This is a genomic window from Bacillus sp. BC05(2025), from assembly GCF_056725905.1.
In genome coordinates this window covers 329,299-343,179 of record NZ_JBWYRA010000004.1, presented here as the reverse complement: position 1 = coordinate 343,179, position 13,881 = coordinate 329,299, and the positions used below count along the sequence as shown (strand labels likewise).

The 13,881-nt window shown below is 35.1% G+C and carries 17 protein-coding genes; 4 read left to right on the top strand and 13 right to left on the bottom strand.

The features are described 5' to 3' along the window. Nucleotides 1–34: 34 nt before the first annotated feature. Both ACZ76X_RS15985 and ACZ76X_RS15980 read right to left on the bottom strand, forming a co-directional pair. Nucleotides 35–715: a DUF3600 domain-containing protein gene (locus ACZ76X_RS15985; RefSeq protein WP_479850962.1), complete on the bottom strand. Its 681-nt coding sequence runs from the start codon at nt 713–715 to the stop codon at nt 35–37. After that, on the bottom strand, nt 712–1,290 hold the full coding sequence (locus ACZ76X_RS15980; protein WP_479850961.1) for a sigma-70 family RNA polymerase sigma factor: 579 nt from the start codon (nt 1,288–1,290) through the stop codon (nt 712–714). The genes ACZ76X_RS15985 and ACZ76X_RS15980 overlap by 4 nt, the downstream gene beginning before the upstream one ends. A gap of 207 nt (nt 1,291–1,497) precedes the next feature. On the opposite strand from ACZ76X_RS15980, the gene ACZ76X_RS15975 reads away from it, so the two are divergent. Both ACZ76X_RS15975 and ACZ76X_RS15970 read left to right on the top strand, forming a co-directional pair. Then, nucleotides 1,498–2,484, top strand: a complete 987-nt coding sequence (locus ACZ76X_RS15975) for a quinone oxidoreductase family protein (RefSeq protein WP_479850960.1) — start codon at nt 1,498–1,500, stop codon at nt 2,482–2,484. Nucleotides 2,485–2,513: 29 nt separating this feature from the next. After that, nucleotides 2,514–3,152, top strand: a complete 639-nt coding sequence (locus tag ACZ76X_RS15970; RefSeq protein ID WP_479850959.1) for a zinc dependent phospholipase C family protein — start codon at nt 2,514–2,516, stop codon at nt 3,150–3,152. Between the two features lie 44 nt (nt 3,153–3,196). Here the strand turns inward: ACZ76X_RS15970 and ACZ76X_RS15965 are convergent, their stop codons facing one another. From ACZ76X_RS15965 to ACZ76X_RS15940, 6 genes are all read right to left on the bottom strand, one after another. After that, nucleotides 3,197–3,580, bottom strand: a complete 384-nt coding sequence (locus tag ACZ76X_RS15965; RefSeq protein WP_479850958.1) for a VOC family protein — start codon at nt 3,578–3,580, stop codon at nt 3,197–3,199. A 367-nt stretch (nt 3,581–3,947) separates the two neighbouring features. Beyond that, a complete protein-coding gene (locus ACZ76X_RS15960) occupies nt 3,948–4,253 on the bottom strand; it encodes a hypothetical protein (RefSeq protein WP_479850957.1) in 306 nt (101 codons plus the stop codon). Between the two features lie 768 nt (nt 4,254–5,021). Beyond that, nucleotides 5,022–6,191 carry a DEAD/DEAH box helicase gene (locus tag ACZ76X_RS15955; protein WP_088066221.1) on the bottom strand — a complete coding sequence of 390 codons (1,170 nt, stop codon included), beginning with the start codon at nt 6,189–6,191 and terminating at the stop codon, nt 5,022–5,024. A 19-nt stretch (nt 6,192–6,210) separates the two neighbouring features. Next, entirely contained in the window at nt 6,211–6,738 is a 528-nt protein-coding gene (locus tag ACZ76X_RS15950; RefSeq protein WP_000460208.1) for a hypothetical protein, read from the bottom strand. 90 nt (nt 6,739–6,828) lie between these two features. Beyond that, nucleotides 6,829–8,517: a formate--tetrahydrofolate ligase gene (locus ACZ76X_RS15945; protein ID WP_012644371.1), complete on the bottom strand. Its 1,689-nt coding sequence runs from the start codon at nt 8,515–8,517 to the stop codon at nt 6,829–6,831. Between the two features lie 94 nt (nt 8,518–8,611). After that, nucleotides 8,612–9,292, bottom strand: coding sequence for a class I SAM-dependent methyltransferase (locus ACZ76X_RS15940; RefSeq protein WP_479850956.1), 681 nt, complete (start codon nt 9,290–9,292; stop codon nt 8,612–8,614). A 356-nt stretch (nt 9,293–9,648) separates the two neighbouring features. Between ACZ76X_RS15940 and ACZ76X_RS15935 the strand changes: the two genes are divergently transcribed. Next, a complete protein-coding gene (locus ACZ76X_RS15935) occupies nt 9,649–9,987 on the top strand; it encodes a hypothetical protein (RefSeq protein WP_001253199.1) in 339 nt (112 codons plus the stop codon). 29 nt (nt 9,988–10,016) lie between these two features. Here ACZ76X_RS15935 and ACZ76X_RS15930 read toward each other — a convergent pair whose 3' ends face one another. From ACZ76X_RS15930 to ytfJ, 4 genes are all read right to left on the bottom strand, one after another. Beyond that, nucleotides 10,017–10,229: a hypothetical protein gene (locus ACZ76X_RS15930; RefSeq protein WP_000798747.1), complete on the bottom strand. Its 213-nt coding sequence runs from the start codon at nt 10,227–10,229 to the stop codon at nt 10,017–10,019. A 69-nt stretch (nt 10,230–10,298) separates the two neighbouring features. Beyond that, nucleotides 10,299–10,619: a hypothetical protein gene (locus ACZ76X_RS15925; protein WP_060630607.1), complete on the bottom strand. Its 321-nt coding sequence runs from the start codon at nt 10,617–10,619 to the stop codon at nt 10,299–10,301. A gap of 51 nt (nt 10,620–10,670) precedes the next feature. Beyond that, nucleotides 10,671–11,447: an oxalate:formate antiporter gene (locus tag ACZ76X_RS15920; RefSeq protein ID WP_142337482.1), complete on the bottom strand. Its 777-nt coding sequence runs from the start codon at nt 11,445–11,447 to the stop codon at nt 10,671–10,673. Nucleotides 11,448–11,607: 160 nt separating this feature from the next. Next, a complete protein-coding gene (gene ytfJ, locus ACZ76X_RS15915; protein ID WP_000349987.1) occupies nt 11,608–12,033 on the bottom strand; it encodes a GerW family sporulation protein in 426 nt (141 codons plus the stop codon). 131 nt (nt 12,034–12,164) lie between these two features. Here ytfJ and ACZ76X_RS15910 point away from each other — a divergent pair, with 131 nt between their 5' ends. Then, nucleotides 12,165–12,950 (top strand): GNAT family N-acetyltransferase, encoded by a 786-nt coding sequence (locus ACZ76X_RS15910; RefSeq protein ID WP_479850955.1) that lies wholly within the window; start codon nt 12,165–12,167, stop codon nt 12,948–12,950. Between the two features lie 25 nt (nt 12,951–12,975). Here the strand turns inward: ACZ76X_RS15910 and ACZ76X_RS15905 are convergent, their stop codons facing one another. Beyond that, the gene (locus ACZ76X_RS15905; protein WP_479850954.1) at nt 12,976–13,857 is read right to left on the bottom strand and encodes a phosphotransferase family protein; all 882 of its coding nucleotides are present in this window, start codon (nt 13,855–13,857) and stop codon (nt 12,976–12,978) included. Nucleotides 13,858–13,881 lie beyond the last annotated feature (24 nt).

Here is a 13,881-nt window from a genome sequence, read left to right as displayed (position 1 = left end):
AAAAGCTCGAAGCTAAAGCTTTGAGCTTTTTTACCTATCGCACCTTTTCATTTACATACTCCATAAACTGCTCCGCTTTAATAAACCTTTCTTTGTACGCTTCAGGTACTTCTTCTACCGTTATCCCCCCGCTCGATTTCGTTTTTACTAATACGGTTTGATATGACATTAATGCTTCCATATATTGTTCATACTCTTTAGGAGTTAATACCTCTTTACTAGATCTATGACCATTTAATTTATCAAAATACGGCTGGAGTTCCATTTCTACCTTTTTCAATTCTTCTCTTTTCACTGTCGATAATTGATCATAATCTATATTACCGTTCGAATCTCCGTACGTAAGCTTTGCATTTGTTAATTTTTTTAGTTCTTTTGTAAACTCTTCATATTCCTTCGCACCCATTTCATCTTTCGCTTCTGATAATTTTGCATTAAAACGCATGTACGCCTCTAATGTCATCGTTCCAGCATGTTTTTTTAAATTCTCAAAAGAACCGTATATACCATCCGCCATAATAGATTGATATGCAAAACCGGTCGTCGGGATTAAAAAAGCTGCTGCAAGCACTCCTACAATAAGATGTTTCTTTCTCTTACGTCCTCCTTGATTCATTTTAATTTGAACGATTACTTTTTCTTTTAACTCCGACGGGGCAGCAATCCCCTTCGCTTCTTCTCGTATAGATTCTCTAACTCTACAATCTAAACTCATTTCACATTCCCTACCTCTCCTAAAAAGATTTCTTCTACTTGCTCTTTTTGACGTAGTTTCTTTAATGCTGCGTGAATTCTAGATTTCACAGTACCAATTGGAATATGTAATATTTGTGCTACTTCTTCTTGTGAATAATCGTGTAAGTATCTTAAGATAATAACTTGTTTCAATTTATACGGTAATTTATGAATGAGTTCGATTAGTTTTTTGTTTGATATTTTACTTACAACATCGTTAGAAAAATCAATTTGTACTGGTTTTCTTTGCTCTTCTGCTTTTTTTACAATTCGTAATCGCATCCATCTCTTTCTTCTATAAGAGTGGATTTGTTTAATCGCAAGTCCAATTAGCCAAGGACGAAATGGCTTCTCGCTATCATACTTACGAAGCGATTCATATAGCTGTATGTATATTTCTTGAACGACATCATCTACATCCGTTTTATCTTCAATCAAAAAATGTGCTGTTTTATATACTTCTTGAATCGTTTTATCATACAATTCGCTATACGCTTCTTTATTTCCCGATAAAGTTAATTGGATTAAATCTGTATACACTGTTTCATCCTTCACATACCATCCCTCCTTTGTCTTACACTATATATTGGCAAGTAATCCATATTTCGTTCGATTTTTTCAAAAGTTTTTTTATATAGATTAATATAATGATTCAATATGTTCATAAGCTCCACTTATAATCACGTATAACTATTATATAATTTTCCAATTTCTAATGAAGACTTAAAATGATTTATATAGTCAAATTTAGGAGGATATATAATGAAAGCTATCATTGTAACGTCGTTCGGTGGTCCTGAAGTGATGCAATATACAGATGTGGATATTCCAGCTATTTCAAAAGATCAAGTTTTAATTCGTGTTGTTGCTACAAGTGTAAATTTCGCGGACATTAAATCACGTTATGGCAAAAAAGGAAATAAAGCACTGCCTTTTATTCCAGGGATAGATGTCGCTGGTATAGTAGAATGTGTCGGCTCTCATGTGAAAAATATTCACCCTGGCCAACGTGTCATTGCTTTTCCTCAAAATGGATCTTACGCAGAATACGTTGTTGCAAATGAAAACCTTACTTTTGTTTTACCCCATGAAGTCGATTTTCAAACTGCAGCTGCTTGTCCGATTGTATCTTTTACAAGCTATAATTTACTCGCAAATGTTGCAAGGCTTCAACAAGGCGAGTCTGTACTCATTCATGCTGCGGCTGGCGGAATTGGTACAACAGCTATTCAACTTGCAAAACGATTAGGGGCTGGAACCGTTATTGGTACTGTCGGAAGTGAAGTAAAAAGAAAAATAGCTTTAAATGCTGGAGCTGATTATGTTATTTGTCAACAAGATGAGGATTTTGTAGAGAAAGTAAACGAGCTGACAAACGGTGAAGGGGTCGATGTAATTTTAGATTCTATTTCTGGAACGGTTTCTGAAAAAAGTTTAAAATGTCTTGCTTATTATGGTCGCCTCGTTCATTTCGGAAATGCAAGCGGTAAAATTGGTAACTTTCAAACGAAAGATTTACACGCAAGTTGCCGCTCTATACTCGGTTTTAGCTTTGGTACTACACGAAAAAAACGTCCTGAACTACTCCAAGAAACTGCAAATGAAGTTTTCCGTTATTTACGTGACGGAAGTTTGCAAATTAAGGCTACCAAATCTTTTCCGCTTCAAGATGCAGGGAAAGCACATGAATGGGTCGAAAGTAGAAAAAGTACAGGGAAAGTAATACTAACTGTCCAGTCCTCTTCCTGAAATGAATACTTGAAACCGAGGTGTCATTCATGGGATCACGAATTATGCATGCTATTATCGCTATCAAGATTGCTGAAAAACTATATATCCAAGATAAAACTTCTTTCATACTTGGCGGTGTAGCCCCTGATGCGGTTCATTCAGCAGAAGAAAAAGGAACTTCACACTTTTACGCTGGTACAACGAAAAACTATACGAGAAGGATAGATTTCAATTCTTTTTTTCAAAAATATAAAGCTCATATGGATTCCCCTTTTCTCTTAGGCTATTACACCCATCTCATTGCCGATGACAATTGGCTAAGCGGCTTTTTTCTACCTTGGCTAAAAAATAGAATCGAAAATGACGAAACGATCGCACCTATGTACTATAACGATTTTAAATTGTTAAATGCAAAGTTGCTTCATCATTACAATACAGAACAACAGCTTTTCTCTCTTCTCAACCAAGAGGCTCACATTATGGATATTGAAGAAGTTTCTAAAGAAAACGTTTTTTCTTTTCGAAAGTATCTTTTTGAGGATATGTTGTATCCGGAGCAAAATTTGCATGAAGACTTACAAGTATTTACGTTTAATCAAATCGTTGGTTATATTGAGACAGCTATTGAAAAAGGCGTATTTTATATTAATCAACTCTCTAATGAAAAATCCACTTCAAACATGTAATCCCCCTCAATATATTTGAGGGGGATTTTCACATAGTAATATTATTATTGGTTCTTTTCCATAACCGCAAAATAACTCCCTTCGCTATCAGCAAAGTTAAATACTTTACCAGAAGGCATAGTTACCATTTCACCAACAGTAACATTTTTATTTTTTAAATCTGTATATAATTGATCAAGATTTTCTGAGAAGAACATTAAAGATGGTGTATCAAGATTTAATTCTGGGCTCATCTTAGAAATCACTTCTTTATTATGTAATATAATGCTCGTTTCTGCACCGCTTTTCGGAGCGATTTCAATCCATCTCATTCCTTGCTTATTATCTTCCTCTGCTACTACATGAAACCCTACCTTTTCCGTCCAAAAATGTACTGCCTCATCTTGATTGTTTACATACAGCATAATTTGTCCAACTTTATGGATCATTTCATTTCCCCCTAATGGTTTTTATATTCTATGTAGCTTTCTACAGGTACTATCATTATTGCTTTTTCATTCAGTTGAATACTTATAAATCGCTAGTCATTAAAAAGTTATCTTTTTGTTTAATAGCAATAATGTGGCTGTACCCTACCGCTATCAGTCTACGTTTATGAAATACCCCCTAAACAAATTTTTTATCACTTTACAATCATTTATAATCATTCAGCCCATTTCTGTCGTTTTGGAGAACAACCAATTTTTTAATATATATTTTCAATTGTATTATCATCCTTTGGTTCAGCTTCACAACTCATATAACTACTTACTTTTGTATTTAATAAATCCCGGTAAAGTTAAAGGCCGATTATAGCTATAACTCTATAAAAACTTTTTCTCCACCTGGAATCTTAAATTTATTTACATTATATTCTTTACTTATATATACCTTTATCGCTTCAAAATCTTTACCAAAAGCAAGAATTGGATTTTTTAAAAAATATATTATTTCTTCTTCGTCATAAATTCGGGCTTTAATTACTTCCTTGTCAGATTGAAACGATAAATTGACTCCTTTGTACAAATATTCGTAGTATCCCTCTTCATCCTGCTCACTCTTATCTTCAAAAGGAACAGATTCAATATAATATATATTCCCATTTACATTTATTGATTTCATACAACATTACTCCTTTTCAAGAATATCCATCAGAATATAAAGTGATAATAAAGTTGTTTACATGTTGTTCAACTAAAACAATCGTTATTTTAATATGAGGACCCGCCAACAAAACACGAATTTCGTAAGCTAAACAAAATTTTATAAAGAAACAGCCGATTTCCTATACGAAAAAGAACCATTTTTTTGATTAGCTTGTTTTACTAACGCACTCGTTTATTAAATAACAATTTACCTTTAACTAGTTTTTATATAATCACTTTTGGTTTTCAAACCAAAGTTTAACACTTTCAAAAAACTTTGTCCCATTATATACCATATCTAAAGCATCAGCTACCGAACTTTCATAACGTACGAAATTCGCATTTTGTTGACCTACCTCATCGCTATCAAGCTAAGAAAGACAAATACTCTAAAACATAGCCCATATATCAATATGGTTAATCCATAAAATGGAATACAACATTAATTATACTAATACAACCTTGCATTAACTTAGAAAAAATTTAGGTTAGTGAATAATCTTCTTATATTTTTAAAAAGAAATATTTAGTTACCTAAAATGAGCATATTAACTCAAACAAAAAAGACGTAACTACAATTAGTTACGTCTTCCTTATTATTTATCCCGCTATTTATGGGCAGTAAGACTCCCACCTCAAAATTTGGCTAGAGCAAAGAAGTTAGGTAGGAGATTAACTACCCGTAAACGTCTGATTGCTAAAAGCTAATAATCAGTGGGGAATCCCCACTGATTAAAGTTTCACATTATCTAGGCTTCTTCTTCCCAGTAAATGCTGGTTTCTTTTTCTTTGGTGCTTTCGGTTTCGTTTCTACAAACGATCCTTTGAACATTTCTTGCTTCGTAAATACGATACCTAGTTTTTTCGCAAATTGCAGTAATTTACGCTCTTCTTGTGGAGTTACAAGAGATACAACAGTTCCTTCTTTCCCCATACGTCCAGTACGTCCTGAGCGGTGGATATATTGGTCTACTGTGTCTGGTAATTCTAAGTGAATTACGTGTGTTAAATCATCAATATCAATACCGCGTGCCGCAATATCAGTAGCAAGTAGAATTTCTAATTTCCCGCCGCGGAAAGCACGCATCGTTGCTTCACGCTCTTGCTTACTTGCTTCTGCATGAAGCGCTGCCGCTTTCATTTTACGGAATTTCAACTTCTCTGTAATTTCATCTAAACGGAATGGGTCATTTAAGAAAGCAACTGCTTTTACATCACCCATATGCATAATTCTTCTTACGTAATCATTTTTTTCGCGTCGCTCGCAGATGATATACGTATGTTCAACTAAGCTTTTTGACTCAGCGCGAGTTACACGTACTAATTGTGGTTCAACTGCTAAATCACGTGCTGCGTCTTCTGCAGCTTTTGTCATTGTTGCCGAGAAGAATACTAATTGACGATCGCGCATTGTAGATTTAATTACATCTTGTACAGCGCCCATCATCTTTTGTTTTACAATTTGATCAAACTCATCAAATACAATTGTTTTCACTTCATGCATCTTTAGCTTCTTCATACGAATTAATTCTAAAATACGGCCTGGTGAACCGACAATTACTCTCGGATGTTTCTTTAATTTTTCAACTTGGCGCTTAATATCTGCACCACCAATTAAAGATGCACCTGAAATTTCAGTTCCTGCTGTAAACTTTTGAACCTCTTCGTGAATTTGCATGACAAGCTCACGTGTTGGCGCTAGAACAACAACTTGTGGCTGTTTTATTTCAGGATTAATTTTATGTAAAAGGGGTAATAAGTACGCTAATGTTTTTCCTGTTCCAGTTGGAGATTCAGCTATAACGTCTTGTCCTTCTAAAATAGTTGGAATCGCTTGTTTTTGAATTTCAGTTAACTCTTTAAAACCAGCCTTCTCCCAAGCTTGTTGTAAAAATGGTTGCATATCTTTTATCATTTGTTTTTCTCCTTTATCTCTATTTTTGAAGAAAATGTTGTATTGTTCGCACCGTTTCTATCATGTGTGAAATAACAGCTATTAAATCATCAACATGGTCTTCTGTAATCGCTTTTTGAAATAGAACCTCTACCTTATTATGATATGAAATCGCTTGCTTATTATATTCGTATGAAAGTTTTTGCGTAATCATTCTTTCTTTTCCCCATATAGAATGCATGAAAGTTTCAATTTCTTCGCACATTACTTCTGGTTTTTCTATCGGGAATGAAAATGCTAATTTCATTTCACAACCTGGTGTAAATTGTGGTACTTCTAATATTTCACCAGACAAGTTCTTTGCATCTACAGATAGTGAGAATGTTGCTTCTACTAACGGTTCGAATGGTTCTGTTAATTGAAATGAAATATGATATATACGACTTAATGAAGCAAGGTCCATCATATCTTTTCGATCTGTTACAAGAATATCTCCATGTAAATCAAAATCATAAACAGCACCTTCTACGATTACTTTTAAATTATCAAAAGCAGTTGGATCAAACATAATTTCCTCCAAAAAACAGGCGCCTTTCGATGGAAAGGCGCCACTTGATGTATATATAGTTTACAGATAAACGAGATGAATTACAACCTTTTAGAATAAACCTACTGCTTTTCCATCTTCATTTACGTCCATTTGTAGTGCTGCTGGCTGTTTTGGAAGGCCTGGCATTGTTAACATCGTTCCTGTTAACGCAACGATAAATCCTGCACCGATAGATGGTTTCAACTCACGAATTGTAACGATAAAGTCAGATGGACGACCTAATTTCGTTGCATCGTCAGAAAGAGAATATTGTGTTTTCGCCATACAAATTGGTAGGTTACTCCATCCCTCTCCTTCATATTGAGCTAATTGCTTACGTGCTTTCGGAGCAAACTCAATATCTTTTGCACCGTACACTTTTTGAGCAATTGTACGGATTTTTTCTTCTAATGGCAATTCTAATTCATAAAGTGGTGCGTAGTTGTTCTCACCTTTTTCGATTTCTTTTAATACTTTTTCAGCAAGGTCAACTCCGCCTTGGCCACCTTTCTCCCAAACTTCCGTTAAGGATACTGCATAGCCACGCTCATTGCACCACTCTTGTAAGTATGCAACTTCTGCATCTGTATCTGTAATAAATTTATTAATTGCAATTACGAAAGGTACACCGAAGCTTTGAATTGTTTCAACATGCTTCTGTAAGTTTTCCATACCTTTTGCTAATGCGTCTACATTTTCTTCTTTTAATTGATCTTTTGCTACGCCGCCATGCATTTTAAGCGCACGAATAGTCGCAACAATAACAACTGCTTCTGGTTTAATGCCAGCTGCACGAGCTTTAATATCTAAAAACTTCTCTGCACCTAAATCAGCACCGAATCCAGCTTCTGTAATAACATAATCACCTAATTTTGCTGCCATTGTTGTAGCGATAACACTGTTACAACCATGAGCGATATTCGCAAATGGTCCACCGTGAATGATAGCTGGTGTATTTTCTAACGTTTGCACTAAGTTTGGTTTTAATGCGTCTTTTAATAATAATGTTAACGCACCTTCTACACCTAAATCTTTAACCGTTACAGGTTGATTTGCAAAGTTATACGCAACTACGATGCGAGATAGACGCGCTTTTAAATCTTGAATATCTGTTGCAAGGCAGAATACGGCCATAATTTCAGATGCTACTGTAATGTCAAAACCGTCTTCACGTGGTACACCTTGAACGGGTCCACCAAGACCAATTACTACGTTACGAAGGGCACGATCATTTAAGTCAACACATCGTTTCCAAACGATTTTACGCGTATCAATTCCAAGTGTGTTTCCTTGTTGGATATGATTATCAATAAACGCCGCTAACGCATTATTAGCAGTTGTGATCGCATGGATATCTCCAGTAAAGTGAAGGTTAATGTCTTCCATAGGTACAACCTGTGAAAAACCACCGCCTGCTGCTCCGCCTTTTAGTCCCATCGTTGGTCCAAGAGATGGTTCGCGAAGTGCAATTACTGTTTTCTTACCAATTTTATTAAAAGCTTGACCTAAACCAACTGTTACTGTTGATTTACCTTCTCCAGCTGGAGTTGGGTTAATCGCTGTTACTAAAACAACTTTACCGTCTTTCTCATTCTGTAAGCGCTTAAAAATATCAAGAGATAACTTACCTTTATAATGCCCGTATGGCTCTAATTCATCTTCTAAAATATTTAATTCAGCTGCAATTTCTTGAATCTTCTTCATACTTGCTTCTTGTGCGATTTCAATGTCGGATTTAACTGTTGTAGTAGTTGTCATATACCCTAGTCCCCCTTTAATTGGTTCTGATGATATTGTATCAGTTTTTTGTATTTTCTGCACTTATTTACCTCCTAAAAATTCTTTCAGTTCTTTATACGTTTTTTAACATAAATACCCATAAGAATGTTAACGATTGTTGTAACTCTGTAGGGAGTTGACCTAACATCTTCTCATTTACTCCGCGCTTATATACACCGATTCCATCTACAACTTCAAAACCTTGTTCTTTCGCTAACTGTTCAAATTCCCAAGGCATCATCGTATTACAAACAACGTCTTTACCATATAAACGAGGATAACTGTTCTCTCGAGGCTTTGCTGTCGGTCCTAAAATTGCAATACATGCATACCCATCTCTTTTTAAAACACGCTTTATCTCATTTAATGCTCGTAATGGCTCCTCGGTCCATTCTAAAGAATTAATTGCCATAATTGATTCAAATTGTTCATTTTCAAATGGTAAGGAAGAAAGATCTCCTTTTATAAAAGATAAATTCGGTCCTTCTCCGCGTTCCTTCCCTTTTTGAATCATCACTTCTGATAAATCTACACCAACTGCTTTATAGCCCGCGCGACTTAATTTATATGTACCATATCCATCTCCACAACCAACATCAAGCACCTGAGCTTCCTTCTTCACGTATTGTTCAAAAAATGGAATAATTGTACTCCTACTCCCGCTATCCCACATCTCCTGACTATTTTGATTCCAAAATTCTGCACTACTATCCCACTTTTTCTCTGCTGATTCATGCCAATTAAATTTCGTCATGCACTCCCCTACCTTCACGTTTTATCACTCATTTCATTCTACATCATTTTCCAAAATTCCTGTTTATCCCGCTTTAATGGGCAGTAAGACCCCCACCTCAAAATATAGCGAAAGCAAAGAATTTAGGTGGGGGATCAACTGCCCATAAAAGTCCGATTGGTGAGGGCTGATAATCAGTGGAGGATGAAGAACCCCCCACTGATTAAAGTTTCACTTTATCTTCATTAGGAGATGTACATGCTAACGATAGAATCTTTATTCTCCAATTTTTGCTTTACTTGGGTTTAACTCATACTCATGTTCTTCCCTTTATGAAAGATACTATAGGTACACCCAATTGAAAGAGAGGGATGTACATGCGAAGAAAGAGAAATCATCATTTTAAAAGTGGTGAAAAAAACGAAGAGTATGCAGCTGAAATATCACCAGCTGGCATACCAATTAGACATAAACGTAAAGAAATTGCAAATGAAATAGAAGGTACAAATACCGGTGCAATGATAGGCTATGTCGCTTTATTTCTTTCGCTTTTCTCCATTGCATTTTATCCGGTTACACTTGGTTCTCTTGCAATTTTAGTCGGCTTATTAGCTGTCAATTTTGGAGCAAGAACACTTGGATATACAGCAATTGGTTTTGGTAGTTTTTCTGTTTTATTTACTTTACTTTATCCGCTTGCTTTGTCAGCGTTTTAAAAAAACACACCAAGTTATACTTGGTGTGTTCATTCGTGATACAACATAATATGACCGCATCCACAGCAATGCTTCGCTGTAATTTCTTGAAACACTGGATAATTTTCTTCATCCCTATGCTCAATAAACACCTTTTCAAAACGGTACATGTTTGGCGCATATGCCCAGTCTTGTTTCGTACGTGCATATAATGTAGAAGAAAAAAACTCCTCACCGCCGCAAACAATACATGTGTTCTTCATCAATACCCCTCCTATGCTTGTCTTACTTCATCTATATGAACATAAGCATAAGAAAAAGACCTTCTATTATTAGAAAGTCTTCTCTGAAACAAAAAGAAATGTACCAAACATTCCTACTCCGCTATATTCTTTCGTAACACCAGCTTCAGTTTTAAATGTTTGCTTTACAGTCATAAAGAATACACCATTTCGTGCATCTGTACTTTCAAATTTTAGTTTTTCTTTTTTACCATCTACATTTTGTGTGCATTCAAAACTACTCTCGTCACATTTCAATGCATACTTATCTTCCAGATACAATTTAAAATCTGATTCTTTCGGACAAGTTATAAGTAATATTGCCACGAGAATAATACTTATAATACCCACAATTGTATAATATTTCTTCATTTGTACTCCTTTCAAATGACAAGAAAACTTGACTTCATGCGCCAAGTTTTCTTAGTCCACAACCCATTGCCATTCTTGTTCTTTCTTATCAAAAATAAGCCAACCAGTCTCTGTTGCTTCTTCTTTCAATTCATCGATATTATCTAGTACCTCATCCGTACTTTCAAACGAACCCACTACATATACCGGAATTTCAAGACCCCTTCTTGACTCTATTTTCCCTGCGAGATCAATGTAAAGACCATCTTCCATTAACGGAATGAGCCCCATGATCACTTCTTTTGAAATTGCTGGGAAAATTTTTGATTTTTGGAAGAAAGAAAAACGCTTCTTACCGAAAGCACCAAGCTTATAAGGAATAACTTTACTTAGCATCCCTACAAAGTCAGCAATTCTACGATAATACACTTTGTTGTACCATCCGTCATCATGTGAAAAATAAACAAATCTATTTTTCAATAGCGGAAAGAATGTTCTTGCAAGTGGTTCTTTTTTGTGAGCCAAATATAAAAGCTCTGCAATTTCTTTTGGCTCTAGTTCATCTAAATCGCTTGCATCATCAAAATCTACCCAACAAAATTCATCAAATTCATCAATCTCTGCTTGAATTAACTTATGTATATTTTCTTCCTCAACATATTCAAATAAAGTATGATAATGAAAATCTGTCCATTCAAAATTATGCTTTAAAAGCAACACTTGATGAAGCGGTGAAGGGATGTTACTTGCAAACTCTTTAAACGTAATTCCTGATGTAATAAAACAATGACCTCGACGATTACCATTAATATATATCATATTCTTTACTTGGTCAGATCCTCCAGACAAAGCACCTAGCCACCTTCGTTTTATATGTTTCAATTCTATAGCATATTTTAACATGAAAAATTTTAGAAACATAGAAAAAACTTCAAAAACTATTTACAATTTCATGTGTTTTATTACATAGTGATTACAAGAAAAAACGCCTGCTCGTAAGCAGGCGTTTTTAAAGGATTTCATCTGGGTTTTGAGGATGATGATTTCCCTCTTTCTTTTCATCTTTTTGGAACATCGATTGAATCTTATCAATTGTTTGTGGAGCTAATTCAATCATTTTTTCTGCTAAATGTGTCGCATTTTGTAAATGAAGAATATTTACTCCATCTTTATTCACTACAAGAAATGCCACTGGTGTAATAGAAACACCACCCGCGCTACCGCCACCAAATGCAGGGTTACCGTTCGCTCTTTGTCCATCATTCGTTTGGAAATCAGAACCTCCTGCTCCAAACCCGAACGCTACTTTAGAAACCGTTAACACCACACCACCGTCAGCCGTTTGAACAGGCTCTCCAACAATCGTGTTTACATCGACCATTTCTTTTAAATTTTCCATTGCTGCTTTCATTAACCCTTGAATTGGATGATCCACCGTTCATAACCTCCTTTGTCATATCTTTCCTAGTTTTTCCGAAAGTTTGTGAACTAAACATAAAATTTTATATTGATTGTAAAAAACTTAAGTTGTAATATTTAGAAAAATAAAAAAGAGGTGGATTCATTATGATGAGAAAATTAACAAAGAAGGATCATGAACAAGTATTCGCTTACCTAAAGGAAGAAGCAGCCCTTAACTTATTTATTATTGGAGATATTGAAGCTTTCGGTTATGATACAGATTTTCAAGAGCTATGGGGAGTATTTAAAGAGAATGGAACATTACAATCGATTTTACTTCGCTTTCATGATTCGTTTATACCATATAGTAAAGAAGAGTTTGTAGTAACTGACTATGAGGTACTTCTTTCCGCATATAAGCCGCTGAAACTCTCTGGTAAGTCAACTATTGTTGAACAATTTGAAACCGTTTCAAGTATACAACTAGGTACTAAAAATGAAATGTATTTTTGTGAATGTCTAGATGCCGACAACTTACCTAGTACGCCTGCCCAAGAAACCATTAAACTTGCCACACTAGATGATGTAGAGCGAATTATGCAATTACGAAGTAACATCGCTGAATTCCCAACTGCTAATGAATCAGAGAAAATATTAAGACAAGCTCTCGAAACAAATACAGGACGTACGTATTATATTGAAAAAAACGGCGCTATTATTGCATCCGCCTCTACATCTGCTGAAAATTCATTATCTGCTATGGTTGTTGGCGTATGCACACATCCGAATTATCGAGGGAGCGGATATGCTTCGCTTATATTAGAGAAAATGATTCGGGACTTTACAAATGAAGGCCGAACGCTTTGTTTATTTTATAATAATCCAGCTGCTGGACGAATTTATAAACGACTAGGGTTTAAAGACATTGGGTTGTGGACGATGTATCGATAATTAAAAGCCGATTTAAAATCGGCTTTTATACATACTGTGCTATTCCAGCTTCAAAGGCTTTCTTATCATTATTTAGTACACCAAATAATGCTTCTTGAAGCGCAAATGTACTCTTATAAAAATACATTCGCTCCTTTACTGCTTCTAAATTAGGATAATTGGCTTCAAATAGTTGTAAAAACCCTTCTCCATAACTAGCTAATATCCCCGCAAGGTCATAAGCAGGATCTCCAATACTCGCACCGCCAAAATCTATAACTCCTGAAATATCCCGCTTTGTTGCACTATATAAAATGTTTGTCATGCCAAAGTCCCCATGAACAAGACTAGGAGTAAAATTAAAATGACTCTCTTCATTTAAATACGTTTCAAAAGATAATGAAACTTCTTTTTTTGCCTCTTCTCTCATGCATGGATAAACATAATCTTTTAATTGACTATATAAACTATTTATTTCCGAATACATATCAGCACCATCATATTGCATAATACCTTCAAATGTAGATAATGGAATTTCGTGCAACTCTTTTAAAAAAACCGCCAATGTGCACGCAAGTTTCTGTAATTGCTTTTCATCATTTATTCCCGTAAAAATATTTTTCCAAAACGGTTCCCCTTCAATCATTTCATATCCTACAAATACTTTTCCTGGTACTTCATCTTGAAATCTTTGATAACTTAGGTTGGGAATTTGAAGCGTAATGAAGGGCCTTATTTTCTCTAGCAACTGTGTTTCTATTCGAAGTTTTTGAATGCCTTTTTCATATTTCGGAAAACGGAATACTACATTATCATTTACAATTAATACATCATTATTTTGGCCTATTTCATTTATATAAGCGGATCTTATTTGTAATTCAGGATACACTCTTTGTAAATACAAAACGTACTCATTTTCTTTCCTCATTCTTTCCCCTCTCCCTTTCAAGCT